Origin of the sequence: Shewanella sp. Isolate7 (genome assembly GCF_022398425.1) — a bacterium.
Taxonomy (GTDB): Bacteria; Pseudomonadota; Gammaproteobacteria; order Enterobacterales; family Shewanellaceae; genus Shewanella.
The window spans coordinates 1-18,966 of sequence record NZ_JAKEVJ010000014.1 but is presented as its reverse complement, the minus strand read 5'-3'; the positions used below and the strand labels follow the sequence as shown (position 1 = coordinate 18,966).

Sequence of the window (18,966 nt, the reverse complement as noted above, 5' to 3'; positions counted from 1 at the left end):
GGAAGAGCGATTGTTGTGTATGTACTAGAACAGCGAGCGATAACGCGGTAGAAAAGTGATACAGATACAGGCCTGCATTGCCTAATGGGGTGACATTTCTTACTATAGCCAGCAATGGCTTCGCTCCTATCCTCCTCATTTTTAAACGAGAAAAGATGAAATTTATCCATACCTCAGACTGGCATATCGGCCGTCAGCTGCATAATCAGAGCCTGCTCGACGACCAGCGCCATGTGCTCGATCAGATAGTCTCCCTGGCTAAGACCCATGAGGTCGACGCCCTGATTGTCGCCGGTGATATCTATGATAGATCCGTGCCGCCGGCCAACGCGGTGGCCCTGCTCGATGAGGTGCTCAACGAATTTATCGCCTTAGGGATCAGCGTCATCATGATCGCCGGCAACCATGATGGCCATGAGCGCCTCGGATTTGCCGCGCGTCAGATGCAGGCCAGTGGCCTGCATATCATAGGCCCGCTGGGCGCTCAGGTATGTCCCATACGCTTGAGCGGCGAGGGTGGCGATGCCATCTTCTATCCGCTGCCCTATGCCGAGCCTGCTAGCGTCAGGCAGATACTCGATTGCGAGGCCAGCAGCCATGAGGCGGCGATGGTCGAGCTGCTTAAGCAGGTACACGAGCACGACAGTCAGGGATTGCCTAAGGTGGTGATAGGCCACTGCTTCCTCGATGGCGGCAGCGAGTCGGATTCGGAGCGGCCACTGAGTATCGGCGGGGCGGACAAGATCTCGCCCAAACATTTCGAGTCCTTCGCGTACACGGCGCTCGGTCACCTTCATGGTCCCCAATACAAGGGGGCGGAGCAGGTGCGCTATTCGGGCTCCATCCTCAAATACTCCTTTAGTGAGCAGTATCAGCACAAGTCGGTGACCCTGGTGGAGTTGAATTCGGGCAGCCCGGCGAGCATGACGCTGCTGCCACTCTCCCCACTTCGAGATGTGCGCATCATAGAGGGGGCGCTCGATGACTTACTAAAGCAAGGTGTGAAAGATCCCGGCCGCGAAGATTATCTGATGGTGCGCCTGCTCGACAAACATGCCATCTTGGATGCCATGGGCAAGCTCAGGAGCGTCTACCCCAACGTGTTGCATCTGGAGCGCACCGGCCTGATGGCCAATAACGAGCAGCTGGCCATCGCATCAGACCATATTAAGAAGGGTGAGCTTGAGATGTTTAAAGATTTCTTCACTCAGGTCTCTGGCGACCCGCTCAATGACGCGCAGCTTGAGCTGCTCACCCAGACCCTGGATGAGCTACACAAAGGGGAGGCGGAGCGATGAGACCACTGCGACTGACCATGACCGCCTTCGGGCCCTTCGCCGATGAGCAGACCATAGATTTTGCCGCGCTTGGTAGCAACCCGCTGTTTCTGATCAACGGCCCCACTGGCGCGGGTAAGACGACGATTCTCGACGCCATCTGTTTCGCCCTCTATGGCAAGACCACGGGGGACGAGCGAGAAGGCACTCAGATGCGCTGCGACATGGCCGATGAGCAAAGGCTCACTCAGGTCAGTTTCGAGTTTGAACTGGGGGCGACCCGTTACCTGATTCGCCGTGTGCCCGAGCAGCCTAGAGCCAAGAAGAGTGGTGACGGGGTAACGCTGCAAAAGAGCGAGGCCCAGCTGAGCCGCTTCGACACGGATGGCAGCGAGACCCTGCTGGTGGCGGCCAAGGTGTCTGACGCCACCCATCAGATAGAGCAGTTAACCGGCCTGGATGTGGATCAGTTCCGTCAGGTGATGGTGCTGCCCCAGGGCAAGTTTCGCGAGCTCTTGATGGCCGACTCCAAGGCCAGAGAGAAGATCTTCAGCCAGCTGTTTCAGACCCACATCTACCGCCGCATCGAGGAGCGACTCAAACAGCAGGCGGCCGGTATTCGACGCGACGTCGAGGCGATGCGTAATCGCCGCGGCGGTATCTTAGAAGGCGCTTCGCTTGAGAGCGACCAGGCGCTGGCGGACGAGCTTGAGAGTATCGCGCCCGAGCTGGCACTTGCCCAGACACAAAAGCAGCAGAGCGAGCAGAGCCTGCTGGCGGCCAATCAGCATCTGGACCAGGGCTTGAAGTTACAGGGCGATTTTAATCGCTTGCAGCAATTGCGGAGCGAGGGTGAAGCCTTGAAGGCCCGTCAGGTCGAGGCGACCCAGTGGCAGCAGAGATTGCAGGCGGCGGGCCGGGCAAATAGTCTAAGCCCCCTGTTCCGGGCGATGCAGTCACGCCTCGGCGAGCAACAAAGCGCCACCCGGCATCTAGAGATGTGCCAGCAGGCCCAAGCGAGTGCCGAGCAGGCATTAGTGCAGAGCAGGCAGGCATTTGAGCGACTGGGTGAGCTTGAGCAGGAGCAATTGAGCCAGCAGCAGCGTCTGACTCAGCTCGAGGCTTTGACTCCTCAGCTTGAGCAGCTTAACCAATTGAGCCAGAAGCTTACGGATGGTCAGGCCAAGATGCTGGCGGCCGAGACCAGTGGTAAGCGCAGCGCCCAGCAGCTGGAACAGCTGAATCAGGCCCGCCAGGAGATGGCCAGTCGTCGTGATGCCTTTAAGCGTGAGGCCGAGCCGCTGCTGAGTATGCAGCAGGCGCTTAGCGATGCGCGCGCCCAGTTCAAGGTGTTTGAGCGTTGGCAGCAGCAGCAAGTTGAGATAAACACCCTTGAGCAGAAACTCACGGCGGCAAAGGCCGCCGGCAGCGAGTTGGCCGATAAGCATCTACAGGCCCAAGAGCAGCACAAACGCCTGGAGCTTAGCTGGCATCGCGGTCAGGCCGCGCGCCTGGCGGCAGAGTTAGCGCCGGGCGAGCCTTGCCCTGTCTGCGGCAGCCTGGAACACCCAGAGCCTGCCATGGGCGAGTTTGACCTGCCAAGCGATGAGGCGCTGGCGAGCGCCAAACAGGCAGAGAGCGACGCGCTGACGCTGCTGCACCAGGCTCGCAGTGACTTTAAGCTGCTCAAGCAATCGCTGCAAAGTCTGCAGCAGAGCGCGACTCAGCTTGCGCAGGAGCTTGGCGAGGCGGCAGGTTTGTCGCTCGAGCAACATCAGGCGCGACTTGTAGATCTCGGCGATTCGTTTGAACGGGCCAAGGCGGCACAGGCATCGCTTGGCGAGTTAGATACTCAGATTGAGAGCAGTGAGCGCCAGGGGCGTGAGTTACAAACCGTGCTGGATGAGACGCGCGCGCATTATGCCAAGCTGGACAAACAGTTGGCCAGCGACAAGGGACAGCATCAGCAGATAAGCGCGGCCATTCCCGAGGGCTTCAGCGATGCGGCGGCGGTCGGCGCGGCCATTGCCGAGCTCACTCAAACCATCGCAGAGCTTAAGTCACGTCAGCAAGCGGTGAGGGCGGCGCACGCCAAGGCGGAGCAAGACAATGCCGCCGCCAAGGCCTCACTGGAGGCGGCCAGCGGTCGTCTTGAGGACATCAAAGCGCTTGCCCTGCAGGAGACTCAGAGCTTCCAACAGGCGCTCGACACCTCAGAGTTTGAGTGTGTTGCTGACTTTGAGCAGGCTTGCCTGACAGAGGCAGAGCAGAGCGAGCTGGCAAACCAGATAAAGGCGTTCGAGCAGGCGCTAATCACACATCAAGCCAATCTGTCTCAGTTAACCCAGGCGTTATCGGGCTGTGAGGCGCCGGATATCGCCGTCCTCGAGCAGCAGAAAATGGATGCCCAGCAGGCGATGCAGCAGGCGTTGGCGCAGTGGCAGAAGCTGAGTGCCAGGGCGGCGCAGCTCAGTCAAACTCAGGAGCAGCTCAAGGCGCTGGACCTTAAGGCCGATGCGCTCGAGCAGCAATATGCCGTGGTAGGCACCCTTGCCGATGTGGCCAACGGCAATACGGGTAACAAGATCAGCCTGCAGCGCTTCGTGCTTTCCGTGTTGCTGGACGATGTCTTGCTAGAAGCCAGTCACAGGTTGCAGCTGATGAGTAAGGGGCGCTATCGCCTGCTGCGCAAGGAGGAGCGGGCCAAGGGCAATAAGGCCTCAGGCCTGGAGCTTGAGGTCGAAGATGCCTACACGGCCAAGGTGCGATCTGTGGCGACCCTGAGCGGCGGCGAAAGCTTCATGGCGGCCTTGTCTATGGCCCTTGGCTTGTCGGATGTGGTGCAGGCCTACGCCGGTGGTATCAAGTTAGATACCCTGTTTATCGACGAGGGGTTCGGTAGCCTGGATCAGGATTCTCTTGAGCTGGCCATCAGGACCCTGATGGATCTGCAATCGGCCGGGCGCATGGTGGGAGTGATCTCCCATGTCACCGAGATGAAGGAGCAGATCACTAGCCGCATCGATATCCACAAGAGCGCCGAGGGCAGCGAAATTAAATTAGTTTTACCTTAGCCGAAATTAAGAAGGTGCTGATATTGGTTGGCTTTTCAGCACCTTTTTAGTTTTTTTGTCTGTTTGGCGGCCGAAAACCTCTATTTATTCCATTAAATTGTGTTGTCGATCGGTTTGTAAATGCCGTTATTTTTGATATAACTTGGCATCGACCCCATGTTTTATGGGGTTTTGGGGTCTAATGAAAAGCATAATAATGAAAAATGAGGCACAGGTTGCGCGCAGGTAAAATTTCTTTTTTGAGCATGTCTCAATCCCGTATCATGGCGTTACCCGCGCCTCACAAAAAGATCTTATTGGCGGCGGGCCTGGTTGTGGGCGCGGCACTGTTGTGGCCGAGCCAAAAACAGGCGCTGCCACAACGCATTCCCGTGGCGCTGGATATTGAATCTCTGGTGACTAACCTGCACCTGAGCGATGAAACGGTCGAAACCGTATCTCAAGCGGATTTTGTAAAGACAATCGTGTCCGGCGATACCCTAAGCGGCCTGTTTGTTGAGGCCAATGTCGATCAGCAGACCATGTACAAGGTATTGGAGGCGGATCTCAATATCCTGGCTCTCGATACCCTAAAGCCCGGCAACATAATACGTTTCTGGCTCGACGACTCGGGCCAGCTGGAGAAACTTGAACTTTACTTTAATGCGGCGCGCCAGGTGGTGTTTAGCCGTTACGAAGAGGGTGGTTTCAGTGTCGATGAGATCAACATCGACGGGATCTGGCAGGACAGGGCCCTAAGCGGCGAGATCCAAGGTTCCTTCTATCTGTCGGCCCAAGGTATCGGCCTCAATGCCGGCGAGATCCAACGCATCGAGACCCTGCTGAAAGAGAAGCTTAATTTTGCCCGGGATCTGCGTGCAGGCGACCGATTCTCGGTACTTAAGAGCGATCAATATATCGATGGGGAAGTCACGGGCAACAGCGATATTTTAGCCGTCACCATTGAGCGTGGACGCAGCAAGATTAACGCCTATCAAAACAGCGATGGCAACTTCTATGACGAGCAGGGCCGCAGCCTGGCGCGCGCCTTCCAGCGTGTTCCGCTACAGAAAAATTACCGTATCAGTTCGCGTTTCAACCGCCATCGTCACCATCCGGTGACGGGTCGCACCGCGCCCCATAATGGTACCGATTTTGCCACGCCTGTCGGCACTAAGGTGATCGCCCCCGGTGATGGCATCGTCTCTTTGGTGACCGACCATAGATATGCGGGTAAATATGTGGTGATCGATCATGGCAACAAGTACCGCACCCGCTATCTGCATCTTTCTAAGGCCTTGGTACATAAGGGTCAACGTGTGTCCCGCGGACAGGTGATCGCCCTGTCGGGTAAGACGGGCCGTATCACTGGGCCACATCTGCACTATGAGTTTCATATCAATGGCCGTCCGGTGGATCCTATGAAGGCAAATATCCCCATGGCGAGTAAGCTGTCGAAGAAACAGATGAATGAGTTTGCCCAGCTGGTCAAGGTGCGCCAGATGATGATGGGTCAGAGTTAAGCTCGGTTTATACATAAAAAGATTAGACACAAAAAAATGCCACATCTTGTAGCGTTTTTTATGGCCGTGAGCTGTCAGGCTAGGCCTGTTGCGCCTCGAGATCCAGCATGGTGAGCCATAGGCGCAGATCGAATTCCAGCTGATGATAGTCGCCTTGCATATGGCAGCACAGCTGATAGAAGGCCTTGTTGTGATCCTTCTCTTTAAGATGCGCCAGCTCGTGCACCACCACCATGCGCAGCAGGGGCTCGGGGACCTCCTTGAGCCTGGCGGCGATGCGGATCTCATTCTTCGACTTGGTCTTGCCACCATGATTCTTGGCCACATAGCTGTGCAGCCCCAGCGTCTGTTTCTTGAGGGTGATCTTATCGTCAAATATCACCTTGCTTAGGGGCGATGACTTCTTGAGGTAGCGGTTCTTCAGCGCCATGGTGTAGTCATACAGGGCCTTGTCGCTGCGAATAGCGTGGCTATCTGGGTAACGGCGCTCGAGCACAGTCCTCAGTCGATTGGTCTCGATGAGTTCATTGACCTGGCTGATGAGTTCGGGTCGATAGCCTTGTAGATAGGGCAGTGATGACATAACTAGGTGCTGATTAGCTGGCGACGTTGACGTCGCGGTCGAAGAGATAGCCGGGCGCAGTGACCCGGCAAGATGCTTAGTCTTTCTTGGTAAAGATGCACTTGTTTTGGTAGCAGTAGGCTACTTCGAAGGCGCTCTTTTGGAAACGCTTCAAGTCCAGACCGTCGAAATCGACCATGGGCGGATTGCGCTTGAGCTGCTCTTTGATGTTGACCGGTGAGATCAGGTGTACCGGCAGGCCGCAAAGCTGAATGGCTGCTTCCATCTTGAAGCTGGTGGCGCTGCCTGCCAGCTTGCCTTTCTGCTCGCGCTCTATGATGGCGACTTCGTCGATCTTGTAGTCTTGCATCAGCTTACTGAAGGCAAAGTGGAACTCTTTGATCGACTCTGTGCTGGCCGAGTTAGAGATGGTCAGTGAGCGAGAACGGCAATCAGGGATGTTAAAGGTCTCACCCTCATAGCTCAACAAACAGATGATGGCTTCGCCACCTTTTAATTCAACGCCACAAACTCTCATGATAACCCTAATATAAAAAAATCAATGGGCGCTATTGTAACCTTAATTGCTGCGATTGAGCACTAGTTGTTATGTGAAAATCGCCTCACTTAGCTAATGCTCGGTTTAAATCTTGCGACTTGGCGCCGTTTCCACCGGGAGCGTCATGGGAAGCTGGATAGGGGAGCAAGTCAGGGACGCAGGTCAGGGAAAGCTGCTCTAGAGGGGAACTGATGTGAGCGGCTCAGGGCATTAAAAAGCGGCCTTAGGTGGCCGCTTATTCGTAATAGCTTATTCGTAATAGCTTATTTGTACTCGCCTATGTCTACTCGCTTACGTGTACTAGTTCAGTCCTTGATGCTTACTCTTCCGGCGTATCTTGCAGTTTCGACTTGGGTTTGCGCAGCATAGGCGCATCTCCTACATCGACGCCGGTGATAAAGCGTTTATCTCGCTGTTGCTTGGGTTTGTCGCTGCGGCTAGCCTTGGTCGTCTTGGCCTTAGGCTTTGCATGACTCTTACCCTGACGCTTGTTCTGGCTGGGCTTGTCTTTTAGACCCTTAAAGGTAGGCGCTAACTCCTCAAGCTCGCTAAATTCGAAACGTTTCTGCAGGAAGTTTTGTACCTGCTTGAAGTTGAACCAGTCTTTCGGTCCCACCAGGGAGATAGCATCGCCCTTGGCGCCGGCGCGACCGGTGCGGCCGATACGGTGAATATACTCTTCGGCAAATTTTGGCATGTCGAAGTTGATCACCAAGGAGACGTTGAGCAGATCCAGTCCGCGAGAGGCCACATCTGTGGTGACCAAAATCTGCTGCTGACCGCGACTGAACTGATCCATGATCTGGTTGCGCGCCGCCTGTTTCAGTTCACCGCTTAAGGAGCTGGTGCTAAAGCCCTGCTCGGCCAGCAGTGTTGCCAGGCGGTCAGTATCGCCGCGGGTAGCGGTAAAGATGATCACCTGTTTGTGCGGCTCGAGCTGCAGCAGGCGGGTGAGCAGCTGCTCCTTGTGGCTGAGGTTGTCGCACAGGTAGATCTTTTGGGTGATATCCTGGTTCTCTACGTGAGAGGCGCCGATGGCCACGTGCTCCGGCTCTTTGAGTAGCTCGGCGGCGATTTCGTTGATCTGGCCGTGATCCAGTGTGGCCGAGAACATCAGGGTCTGGCGACGCTTGTGATCGGCGGCCAGGTTGATCGCCTTTAGCTGTTCGGCGAAGCCCAGATCCAGCATGCGGTCGGCCTCATCCAAGATGAGCAGTTCGAGTCCGTTGAGGAACAGGTGGCGCTGGGCCAGGTGATCCGCCAGGCGGCCGGGTGTGGCCACCACGAAGTGAGGGTCTTTGGCCAGCGCCTTGGCCTGGTCGTTAAAGTTTTCCCCGCCGAGGATCTTGATCGCCTTATATTGGGTGTTAGCCACAAGCAGTCGTAGCTGACTGTAGACCTGAGTGGCCAGCTCTCGAGTGGGCAGCAGAATCAAGACCCTGGGGTCGCGCTTGCTGAGGGCCTTGGTGGCGATGACGCGCTGCATTGCTGGCAACAGGAAGGCGAGGGTCTTGCCCGAGCCCGTCTTAGACGATGCCATGAGATCTCTTCCCGATAAGCCTACGGGGATCGATTGCGTTTGGATCTCGGTCGGCGTGTCGATGCCCATGTGTTCAAGGCTGGTCAGTAGACGTTTATCGAGTGAAAAATCTGAAAATTGCAATGCTGTGCTCCAAAATATAGATAGGCGCGCATTATACATCGCTAAGCACGATTCAGCCATGACTTGCGCGATACCGATTTGTCAGCCGAATGCCGAGATTAATTTTTAGTGTCACGGGCTGTGCCCGAGCGCGCTTTGGCTTATGATGAAAACAAAGACAACATACGGCGCGGCGTGGTTAAGGCAGATCGCGTCTCAGGGAGAGAAGTAGAGAAGATGGCGAATATCGGCATTGCATTGGGGAGTGGCGCGGCTAAGGGATGGGCCCATATTGGGGTGCTAAATGAGCTGGCGAACATGGGGATTTTTTCCAATAAGGTGGCAGGCTGCTCTATCGGCGCCGTGGTGGGCGCGGCCTATGCGCAGGATAATCTTGAGGATTTAGAGGCCTGGGTCAGCAGCTTCTCCAGCTGGGACGTGCTTGGCCTGATGGATCTCAGTTGGCGCAAGGGCGGATTGATTGGTGGCGAGAAGGTGTTTGACGTGATGCAGCAGCATATCGGCAACCTGGACATCGAGCAGATGCAGATGCCTTTCGCCGCGGTGGCAACCGACCTCTATACCGGGCAGGAGATCTGGTTTAAGCAGGGCAATCTGCGTCATGCGGTGCGCGCCTCCTGCTCTATGCCGGGGATCTTACCACCGGCGCGAGTCGGCGACCGCTGGCTGGTGGACGGCGCCGTGGTCAATCCGGTTCCCGTGTCTGTGAGTCGTGCCATGGGGGTTGATCTGGTGATCGCCGTAGATCTCAATGCACACAGGAAGACGCGCCAACAACAGTTACCTGTGGCCATCTCTTCCGATGTGAAGGCCAGCGAAGCTGAGCTGGTGAAAGCCGAGAAGGAGCTGGAGAGCGGCTTCATGGATCTCCTGGCAAGGGGAAGAGACTATGTCAGCGGGCTGACTGATAAGTTTTCCCTAGGTAATCGTAGCGAGCCCGGGATGTTGGCTGTAATGTCGCAGTCGATGGATATCCTGGAGCAGCGCCACAAGCGAGTACGCCTGATGGGCGATCCGCCGGATATCCTGATCACCCCTAACGTGATGGAGATAGGTACCATGGAGTTTCACCGCGCCGGCGAGGCTATCGAGGCGGGGCAGGAGGCGGTGAAGCAGGTGGCCCATATTATCCGCGCCCGAGTCGATGAGCTGGAGAGTCACTAGGGCCTGTTGACCTTTTGAGAGCAAATTTTGTTCTAATTGAGCACGTTCAAATCGCGGCATGAGGCTTGAAGTATAGTTATTCTATATAAAAGCCGAGTAACAAGGAGTTGAACGTGCTCAAGACGAACCCTGCGGGCAGCGTCTGTATCATTTTTCTACTGCGTTATCGCTCATTGATGTAGTGCACTACATTGCAATCGCTCTGCCTTGTATAAAAGCGATACAGAATGCTGCAAAAATGAACGCGAAAGATAAACAGGCCCTAGCTTTTAAATAAGCGCCTCTGGTTCTCTGTGCCCCAGGTTTTCTGTGACGCGGGTTTTCTCTAACCTGATTTATTTTAGACTTAGGTTATTTCGGACATAGGTTATCTCTGGCCTGGTTTTTGCTGCTTGCTTGGATATTTCATGCAGCAGTCGAAAAATTGACAATGAATTCAATTAGCCAGGCCATTACGGGTTCACAAGCTAACCTGATCGCCAACACCTATGGCCAGACAGACACCCCAGATGTCGATAGTTCATCTTCCAGCGACAAGGTGACGCTGTCCCACCAGGGCCCCCAGGCAAAAGCTGGTGGACCAGAGATCCCACAGGAGGCGGTGTTTCTCTCGCCACGAGCACAGCGGGCGCAAAAGATAGAGGCGATGGCCAAAGATTTCTTTTCCAAGGGGCAATTTGGTCTTGGCGACATTCCTAAGTTAATTCAGCGCCTGCATCAGGACGGCATCTTGTCGGAAAATCAGCTCAATCGCCTGGGTCAGGCAGGCTTTGAGATCCCAAGGGGGGATGCGTCACAGCCCTCGCTGCTTGACTTTATTGCCAGCCAGCGATCGCAACTCAAGGAGAGTAAGCCCGATAGCGTGATGATCGCCATGCTCGATGACGCCGAGTCTGTGCTAAAGCAGATGGACAGCCTCGATAGTCAGGGGCTGAACCAGAAGGCGGCGCGGGTGTCGGCGCAACTGGCGGTGTTTGTTCAGGGGGAACACGGGCTGACCCAGAACGATAAGGCGATGTGGCAAGGACTCAAGTCGACCATGCAATTGGCGTCTGCCTCAGGAAGTTCGCAACAGGCTTCCGGGCAACTACAGCGTTATCTGTCACTATCTAAAAGAATTACGTAACTTATTCACAGTTTGTCCCATTTTTATCCCGCATCTAGCTCCCTTTGCCGGCTGGGTCAAGGCCAGTTTTGACGATAAGTGGCTCAGTTGGCAGTAATCTTGTGTTAAAAAAATCCATCCGCAAATTAATGATCTGGATCAAGGTACTTGAGCCTAACTTGTAGCTTAATGCGCTACATATTGTGTTCGTCGTCTATATTAACACTATATATGGTGTTAATTTGGCCGTTACTTGAGGAGATATTGAACAATGCCAGTGGTTATTAAGCGGGATGGTTACCGCACGCCTTTTGACGAAACAAGGATTCGGGATGCAGTGATTGCCGCTGCAAGTTCGGCAGGTATTGATGATGTTGCCTATGCCACCGAGGTGGCCCTACAAGTACGCCAGTCGGTGGCAGAGCTCGAGCAGGTGGATATTCATGATCTGCAAGATGCGGTCGAAAACCAGTTGATGGAAGGCCCCTACAAGCGACTCGCCAGGGTCTATATCGAGTATCGTCATGACAGGGATATCCATCGTGAGTTGAGCAGTCGCCTCAACCGCGAGATCCGTGGTCTGGTGGAGCAGAGCAATGCCGCGCTGCTGAATGAGAACGCCAACAAAGATTCTAAGGTGATCCCGACTCAGCGGGATCTACTGGCGGGGATTGTCGCCAAGCACTATGCCACACGCCATATTCTGCCAAAAGATGTGGTGGCGGCCCACGAGTCCGGTGAGATCCATTATCACGATCTCGACTATGCGCCTTTCTTCCCCATGTTTAACTGCATGCTGATCGACTTGGCCGGCATGTTGACCCACGGCTTCAAGATGGGTAACGCCGAGATCGAAACCCCCAAGTCAATCTCCACCGCCACTGCAGTGACGGCGCAGATCATTGCCCAGGTGGCTAGCCATATCTATGGCGGCACCACCATCAACCGTATCGATGAGGTGCTGGCACCTTTCGTTGCCAAGAGTTACGACAAGCATTATCAGGTCGCGCTGACCTGGGGGATCACAGATGCCAAGGCCTTTGCCACGGCGCAGACGGAGAAGGAGTGTCACGACGCCTTCCAGTCGCTGGAGTATGAGGTAAATACCCTGCACACCGCCAACGGCCAGACACCTTTTGTGACCTTCGGTTTCGGCCTGGGCACCTCTTGGGAGTCGCGCCTGATTCAGTCATCTATGATGAAGGTGCGCATGACAGGCCTGGGTAAGAACCGTAAGACGGCCGTCTTCCCTAAGTTGGTGTTTGCCATTCGCGACGGCATTAACCACAAGGTCGGTGACTGCAACTATGATATCAAGCAGATGGCGCTCAAGTGCGCGTCGATGCGCATGTATCCGGATATCCTCAACTACGAACAGGTCGAGAAGGTTACCGGTTCCTTTAAGACACCAATGGGCTGTCGCAGCTTCCTCGGCACCTATGAGGAGGAAGGCGAGCTGGTGCATGAGGGGCGCAACAACCTGGGGGTCGTGAGCCTGAACCTGCCGCGGATCGCTATCGAGGCTCAGGGCGACGAGACCCGCTTCTATCAATTGCTTGATGAGCGTCTGGCGGTGGCTCGCCGCGCCCTAGACACTCGTATCGAGCGTCTACAGGGTGTGAAGGCCAGAGTCGCACCAATTCTCTATATGGAAGGCGCCTGTGGCGTCCGTCTGCGCGCCGACGATGAGATCAGCGGCATCTTTAAAAATGGTCGCGCCTCTATCTCCCTGGGTTATATCGGCCTGCATGAGACCATCAATGCGCTCTATGGTAGCCAGACCCATGTGTATGACAGCGAGGCGCTCAGAGATAAGGCCCTTGCCATTATCGAGCATCTCAAGGCGGCTACCGTGCGCTGGCGCGAAGAGTCTGGCTATGGCTTCAGCCTCTATAGCACGCCGAGCGAGAACCTGTGCAGTCGCTTCTGCAAGCTGGATACCGAGGCCTTTGGGGTGATCGATGGCGTAACGGACCGCGGCTATTACACCAATAGCTTCCACCTGGATGTGGAGAAGAAGGTGAATCCTTACGATAAGCTGGATTTCGAGCAGCCCTATCCGGCGCTCACCAGCGGTGGCTTCATCTGCTATGGCGAATACCCCAACATGCAGCACAACATCGAGGCGCTGGAGGATGTGTGGGACTATAGTTACAGTCGGGTGCCATACTATGGTACCAATACGCCGATTGATGAGTGTTACGACTGCGGCTTTACCGGCGAGTTTAGCTGTACCAGCAAAGGCTTTACCTGTCCTAAGTGTGGCAACCATGAGCCGAGCCGGGTTTCTGTGACCCGCCGCGTGTGTGGTTATCTGGGCAGCCCAGATGCCAGACCCTTTAACTATGGTAAGCAGGAAGAAGTTAAACGCCGGGTGAAGCACCTCTAACGAGAAGAGGGCCCGTTTATCTTTCGCGTTCATTTTTGCAGGGTTCGTCTTGAGCACGTTCAACGCTTTGTTACTCGGCTTTTATATAGAATAACTATACTTCAAGCCTCATGCCGCGATTTGAACGTGCTCAATTAGAACAAAATTTGTTCTCAAAAGGTCAACAGGCCCTAGCTATCTTTGCATGAGAGACACATGAATTATCATCAATATTTTCCCATCGACGTGGTCAATGGCCCAGGTACCAGAGCAACCCTGTTTGTCTCGGGCTGCGAGCATCAGTGCCGGGGCTGTTACAACCAATCGACCTGGCATCCCGACTCGGGCCATCTGTTCGATGAGCAGATGCTCGAGCAGGTGATCGAGGACCTCAATGATACCCGCATCAAACGTCGCGGCCTGTCGCTCTCCGGTGGTGACCCGCTGCATCCGGGTAACCTCGACACCATACTCACCCTGGTGAGAAGAGTCAGACAGGAGTGCAAGGGTAAGGATATCTGGTTATGGACTGGCTATAGGCTTGATGAACTCAGCCTGGCGCAACAAGCCGTTGTCGCCTATGTGGATGTGCTGGTGGATGGCAAGTTTGAGCGTGATTTAGCCGATCCTAGCTTGGTGTTTCGCGGCAGCAGCAACCAGGTGATCCACTATCTTACCCAAAAGCAGCGCTGATTTTTACGCCAAAAACGAATAAACAGGCCCCAAGACGCTGGCGCGGCCTGCGCCAGATGACTTGTTCGCACCTTCCTCATTAGTGGTATAATGTTCGCCAAACTGGCAAATGCTGCCTATTTTTAACCGAGTGGCATTTGTGTATTCGCGAGATTTTTAAGGCAAGTTAATGAATTTAAAGCAAGAGTTACAGCAGTTGAACGATCGTCTCGACAAGTATCGTCGTAAATTAGATGCGGCGGAGAAGCGCGGCGATCAGGCGGTGATTTTGCAATTTAAGCAAGAGATCAATGCGGTAACTAAGCAAATTACCCATGTCAAACAGCAACAGAGCCGCCAATTGAACAAACGCGGCACCGAGCTGAGTGAACTTGCCTTTAGCCGTGCGCTGACCAAGGCCGAGCAGGCCGATATGGGTAAGCTCAAGCGTTCGGTGAAGGGTTTGATAGTCGTGCATCCCATGACGGCGCTGGGTCGTCAGATGGGATTGACTCAGGTAACAGGATACGCACCTAAGGCCTTTTAAGACCGAGGATAAAGCATAAAGGATTTTGATGGCGGCGTGAGCGACTTCATAGCCTTGTCGCCGCTCAGAGCGTATCCTAATAAGCCGAAGCGGTTGCGGTGAAGCAATATCCGATTTTAATACTCGGGTATTTCACTGTTAGGCAAAAACACATAGAATGCTCGGTCTGAGAAAGGGGAGAGTTCCTCCACCTGGTTTTCATTCTTCATTCGCATCTCAGACAGAGCGAGTTGTAAAGGTTATTTCATGTCGATTAAGTATGTCGCCACCTCTAAACTTCCCACGCCTTGGGGAGTATTTGCCATGCATGGTTTCGAAGATACAGAGACGGGCAAAGAACATGTGGCGCTCACCTTTGGCGAGTTAGATGCGAGCCAGCCCATGTTGGGCAGAATTCATTCCGAGTGTCTGACCGGTGATGCCCTGTTTAGTCTGCGTTGCGATTGTGGTTTTCAGCTACAAACCGCGATGCAAAATATCGCCGAGGCGGGTCAGGGCTTTATTCTCTACCTGCGTCAGGAAGGCCGTGGCATAGGCCTGCTCAATAAGATCCGTGCCTATGAGTTGCAAGATCAAGGCGCCAACACGGTAGAGGCCAACGAGCGTTTGGGCTTTGCCGCCGATATGCGCAAATATGACATGATCAAGCCCATGCTGGAGAAGATTGGTGTGCAGCAGGTGAAGCTGATGACCAACAATCCCCGCAAGGTCAAGGCGATGAAAGAGCTAGGTATAGCGGTTATCGAGCGCGTGCCTCTGCAGGTAGGTAAGAATCGTTACAATGAGGCCTATCTAAAGACCAAGTCGACCGAGCTGGGTCATATGATGTCTGAATATCACTTCACCGAAGAACATCAAAATTAACCTCTTTCGCCATGGCGACGCCTTAACCTGTCGCCATGGTGTGATTATTTTTCGTTACCCTTGCGATTGATCCTGTTTCTCTTTAGCGCTGAGCAGCGACATCAGCTGATTGCTGAGAACGGCTATCTGATCTTGTAGTTGCTTGCGCGCTTGTTTCGCGGTTTCGGAATCATCCCCTTGAAGGGCCTGGAGCTCGAGTTTTAACTCTTCGAGTTTCTGCTTTAACTCTTTAATCTTTTTGTCTATCTGAGATTGGCCTTCATCCACTTCTTGCTCCGCTTTTTGCGCGTTAGCTGCCTTGGCCGCATCGTTGTTACGCAGCGCCTTGCCTGTCGCATCGGCGAGCGCCTGACGGCCCTCTTCGGACAGGCTGACCTTATCGGTCACTGGCTGAGACTGAGCGTTTTGAACTTGGGGCGCTTGCGGGGCATTGGTGCTACGCACTTCGATAAAGCTTAAGTCTGTAGGACCGGCGCTTTGGGCGCCTAAGGGATTTATACCGAGCACATTCATTTGCTAACCTTCCTGGTTATTACGACTAAGAGGATGCCTAGCCAGAATATCGGCAGGCAGGCGCAAAGCTTAAGTTAATTCCTGCATGAATACGCTGATAGGATTCACTTTTTCGGTGAAATTCGCTGGCTTCTTTTCTAGCTTAGTCCTGGCCTTTTCCCCAAATGTGTTGATTCACGCCCGTTGAACTCTCATCTTCAGCCTTGTCTTTCGTGGGCTGCTCTCTTGTGGGTTGATGGCTTGTTGGTCTGGATCTGCCAGAATCCTGGGTACCGCTAGCGCGTGGTGCCTCGGTATTACGACCGGCGTCACCGCGAAGGTGCTGCGGAATAGGCTCGCCAATCATCTTGAGATAGAGGCGCTCGACCTTTTCTCTGGCCCATTGGGTCTTGCGTAGAAACTTGAGGCTGGACTTGATGGAAGGGTCGTGGTTAAAGCAGCGTATGTCGATGCGTCTACCCAGCTCTTCCCAGCCGTAGTGGTCGACAAGGTCGGTGAGTAAGGCTTCGAGTTTGATGCCGTGTAATGGATTATTCGCCTGGGTCATGGTGATGAATGAGTCAAAAAATTTTGTCTCATTATATCAGCTTATTCATGGCGTTTTCGATAAAAAAGGGGACCCTGAGGTCCCCTGTTTATTTTATGCCTTTACTGGAAGCTAAGCTGCCATGCATCGATAGTACCTGTGTCGCGACGGGCGCTATCTACGGCCTTCAGTGTCCAGGTGCCGGCCGATTCAACGCCAGACATGTCGACTGTGTAGCTCTTGATGATGTTGTCTGCGCTGCCGCCACTGTTGTCATGTAGCACGGCTACCTGACCGCTTGGGCTGTGCAGTTCAACCTGCAAGTCGCCGATATAGGTGTGAGTAATGTTTACCGTTACCGTGACTGTACCAGAGTCGCCGCTGCGAGTGACATCGATTGGGCTGCTGATACCAGCAGAGTTGTTGTCAGGGATCGCATAGCTGGTGTTGTTGGTGTAGGTGGCTGCGCCGCCAGTGTTGCCGCCAGAGCTCTGCTCTGTGTAGCTAGCCGTCAGGCTGACACCGCTAAAGTCGCTGTAACCTTGCACCATCACATAGTAGGTACCTGCCTGCGGTGTGCTCACTGGGCAAGACTCGCTGTTGCCACCTTTCCAAGGACGACAGTCGTAGCTGCTCAGGGTAGGGGCCGCGCCGTACTGCATGTAAAGGTCAGCATCACCGGTACCGCCGCTCATGGCAAAGTTCAGATCGCTGGCACCTGCTGGTACTTCGATTGAGAAGTGTAGCTCGTCGCCTTTCACGCCAGACAGGTTGGTCTTAGCCACGCCATTTTCCAGCACGTTGCTACCGTTTCCGCCCGTACCCGGATCGGTTGGGCCGTTACAAGAAGCATCTAGGTACTCTTTGGCTGCAACCGCGTTAACCAGACCATAACCAGTCTTGTCGTCGCGACCCGCTACATCCAGATCTTCAGCGGTTGCGGTCAGCGCAGCACGCACCTGGGCGGCGCTACACTCTGGGTGGTAGCTCCATACCAGTGTTGCAACACCCGATACGTGTGGCGTCGCCATAGAGGTACCATTGTAGTACTCGTAATCTTCACCACTAGTGTTAGCCACAGTGACATTGGTGCCTAGGTGAGCACGCAGTGCCTGACCAGTGGCGCGATCGACAGAAACAGAAACCATTGGGGCTTCGTTGTTGGTGTCAACCAGGAAGGGGTTTTGCAGACCTGGCAGTGCCGTGTTACTGAACACGATGGTCGCCTGAGCGCCGGCATTGTTACAAGCCTTAACCGCGTCGATCTCTGGGTAGCTGGCGCCTTGATTGCCAACACGCTCAACCAGACAAACCTTACCTGTCATGTCGCCACAGTTAAATACACCGCCCGATACGCTACACTCGGCCAGCTCGGCGGTGACAGAACCTGCGATAGGTGTACCGACATAGTTGCCGCTGCTGTCTTTCACATAGCGGTTATGAGGAACCACACCATTGTCGAAGTATGACTGACCACCTGCGGTGATGTTTGCCAGACGACCCTCGCCACGTGTGACAGTCGAAAGAATTGCTTCACCTGGGCCTGAGATCTCAACCTGGTTGGTGTACTGAGAGAAGGCAGCGTGATCTTTGTTGTTGTCTACCGCGGCAACAGACATTACGGCGTCATATGATGCTGGGTAGCTGTGCGTGTTGTTACCGTCGTTACCGGCAGCGGCGATCAGTAGCACGCCGTTGTTGGCGTGAGCCGCGAGTGCGTTGCGCTCAGTCGTGGTTGACTGAGAACCACCCAGACTCATGGTGACGACATTGGCGCCGTTATTGACACAGGTGTCAACCGCAGAAACCAGTGAAGATGAGTAACCCCAACCGTCAGAGTTAAATACTTTCACCACGTGGATGTTGGCGTTTTGGTTTGGCATCACACCGACAACACCGTCGTTGTTGGCGATAGCGGCAATGGTGCCGGCTACGTGAGTACCGTGCGCGTTGTGGGCGCCTGGCTCATACCAGTTGCCTGTGCCCGAGTTGTTGGTACCCGTGACATTGTTGCCACTTAGCTCGCTGTGGCTGCGATCGTAACCCGAGTCGATGATACAGATGGTGCGGTTGCCGGCCATGCTGTCGCTTAGGCTGGTGGCGCCTACGAAGGTTTGACCCCAAGGCGTCGTTTCACTCAGCAGACGGCGCGGCATATCTTCTTCAACATAGTCGATGTCGGCACGCAATTTCAGGGCCTTAACGCCCTTGCTATCCAGCTGAGCCGAGTATGCGTTTGAGCGACCGATGCGCTTCATCTGCTTGGCCTTCACGCTGTTCAGCGCTCTATGCTGAGAGAAGACTTCGTTGGCTCTAGGCTGATAATCATTCAGGCTGTTGACATCGGCTTGTGCGGCGGCCTGGGCATTCTTAAACTTGACGATATAGCGCTTAGGCAGGGGAGATGCTTGATTGATACGGGCATTATCCGCCTGAAGGTGGAGTCCTTTCGAAGGCGCCGCATTGACGTTTGCTGCGATTGCCAAGGCAAGCGCAGACAAAGACATAGCGACCGCAGTTGTCTTTTTAACTGTCATATTGTCTTCCATTTTAAAAGTTAGAATTAATAA

General features: G+C 54.4%; 15 protein-coding genes. 9 read left to right on the top strand and 6 right to left on the bottom strand.

What is annotated here, in order from left to right:
• Positions 1–155: 155 nt before the first annotated feature.
• The 3 genes from L1D47_RS05010 (at position 156) to L1D47_RS05000 (ending at position 5,853) form a co-directional block, all read left to right on the top strand.
• Complete coding sequence (locus L1D47_RS05010) at positions 156–1,298, top strand: exonuclease SbcCD subunit D (protein ID WP_239882813.1); 1,143 nt, start codon at positions 156–158, stop codon at positions 1,296–1,298.
• Positions 1,295–4,351: an SMC family ATPase gene (locus L1D47_RS05005; RefSeq protein ID WP_239882812.1), complete on the top strand. Its 3,057-nt coding sequence runs from the start codon at positions 1,295–1,297 to the stop codon at positions 4,349–4,351. The genes L1D47_RS05010 and L1D47_RS05005 overlap by 4 nt, the downstream gene beginning before the upstream one ends.
• Positions 4,352–4,596: 245 nt before the next feature.
• The gene (locus tag L1D47_RS05000) at positions 4,597–5,853 is read left to right on the top strand and encodes a peptidoglycan DD-metalloendopeptidase family protein (protein WP_239882840.1); all 1,257 of its coding nucleotides are present in this window, start codon (positions 4,597–4,599) and stop codon (positions 5,851–5,853) included.
• 79 nt (positions 5,854–5,932) lie between these two features.
• Here the strand turns inward: L1D47_RS05000 and L1D47_RS04995 are convergent, their stop codons facing one another.
• The 3 genes from L1D47_RS04995 to L1D47_RS04985 form a co-directional block, all read right to left on the bottom strand.
• On the bottom strand, positions 5,933–6,436 hold the full coding sequence (locus L1D47_RS04995; protein ID WP_239882811.1) for a YgjP-like metallopeptidase domain-containing protein: 504 nt from the start codon (positions 6,434–6,436) through the stop codon (positions 5,933–5,935).
• A 76-nt stretch (positions 6,437–6,512) separates the two neighbouring features.
• The gene (locus L1D47_RS04990) at positions 6,513–6,953 is read right to left on the bottom strand and encodes a DUF3010 family protein (RefSeq protein ID WP_239882810.1); all 441 of its coding nucleotides are present in this window, start codon (positions 6,951–6,953) and stop codon (positions 6,513–6,515) included.
• A gap of 340 nt (positions 6,954–7,293) precedes the next feature.
• Positions 7,294–8,637, bottom strand: a complete 1,344-nt coding sequence (locus tag L1D47_RS04985; protein ID WP_239882809.1) for a DEAD/DEAH box helicase — start codon at positions 8,635–8,637, stop codon at positions 7,294–7,296.
• 216 nt (positions 8,638–8,853) lie between these two features.
• Between L1D47_RS04985 and rssA the strand changes: the two genes are divergently transcribed.
• The 6 genes from rssA to ribA all read left to right on the top strand — a co-directional run bounded on the left by rssA (position 8,854) and on the right by ribA (position 15,357).
• Complete coding sequence (gene rssA, locus L1D47_RS04980) at positions 8,854–9,801, top strand: patatin-like phospholipase RssA (protein WP_239882839.1); 948 nt, start codon at positions 8,854–8,856, stop codon at positions 9,799–9,801.
• Positions 9,802–10,231: 430 nt separating this feature from the next.
• Positions 10,232–10,927: a hypothetical protein gene (locus L1D47_RS04975; RefSeq protein WP_239882808.1), complete on the top strand. Its 696-nt coding sequence runs from the start codon at positions 10,232–10,234 to the stop codon at positions 10,925–10,927.
• 250 nt (positions 10,928–11,177) lie between these two features.
• Positions 11,178–13,295, top strand: a complete 2,118-nt coding sequence (nrdD, locus tag L1D47_RS04970; protein WP_239882807.1) for an anaerobic ribonucleoside-triphosphate reductase — start codon at positions 11,178–11,180, stop codon at positions 13,293–13,295.
• 195 nt (positions 13,296–13,490) lie between these two features.
• Entirely contained in the window at positions 13,491–13,967 is a 477-nt protein-coding gene (gene nrdG / locus L1D47_RS04965) for an anaerobic ribonucleoside-triphosphate reductase-activating protein (protein ID WP_239882806.1), read from the top strand.
• Positions 13,968–14,136: 169 nt separating this feature from the next.
• On the top strand, positions 14,137–14,493 hold the full coding sequence (locus L1D47_RS04960) for a YibL family ribosome-associated protein (RefSeq protein ID WP_041509435.1): 357 nt from the start codon (positions 14,137–14,139) through the stop codon (positions 14,491–14,493).
• A 246-nt stretch (positions 14,494–14,739) separates the two neighbouring features.
• Positions 14,740–15,357: a GTP cyclohydrolase II gene (ribA, locus tag L1D47_RS04955; protein ID WP_041509436.1), complete on the top strand. Its 618-nt coding sequence runs from the start codon at positions 14,740–14,742 to the stop codon at positions 15,355–15,357.
• Positions 15,358–15,411: 54 nt separating this feature from the next.
• Here the strand turns inward: ribA and L1D47_RS04950 are convergent, their stop codons facing one another.
• The 3 genes from L1D47_RS04950 to L1D47_RS04940 all read right to left on the bottom strand — a co-directional run bounded on the left by L1D47_RS04950 (position 15,412) and on the right by L1D47_RS04940 (position 18,933).
• On the bottom strand, positions 15,412–15,870 hold the full coding sequence (locus tag L1D47_RS04950) for an Atg14 domain-containing protein (protein WP_239882805.1): 459 nt from the start codon (positions 15,868–15,870) through the stop codon (positions 15,412–15,414).
• 142 nt (positions 15,871–16,012) lie between these two features.
• The gene (locus L1D47_RS04945) at positions 16,013–16,417 is read right to left on the bottom strand and encodes a VF530 family protein (RefSeq protein ID WP_239882804.1); all 405 of its coding nucleotides are present in this window, start codon (positions 16,415–16,417) and stop codon (positions 16,013–16,015) included.
• A 101-nt stretch (positions 16,418–16,518) separates the two neighbouring features.
• Positions 16,519–18,933 (bottom strand): S8 family serine peptidase, encoded by a 2,415-nt coding sequence (locus tag L1D47_RS04940; protein ID WP_239882803.1) that lies wholly within the window; start codon positions 18,931–18,933, stop codon positions 16,519–16,521.
• Between the last annotated feature and the right edge of the window lie 33 nt (positions 18,934–18,966).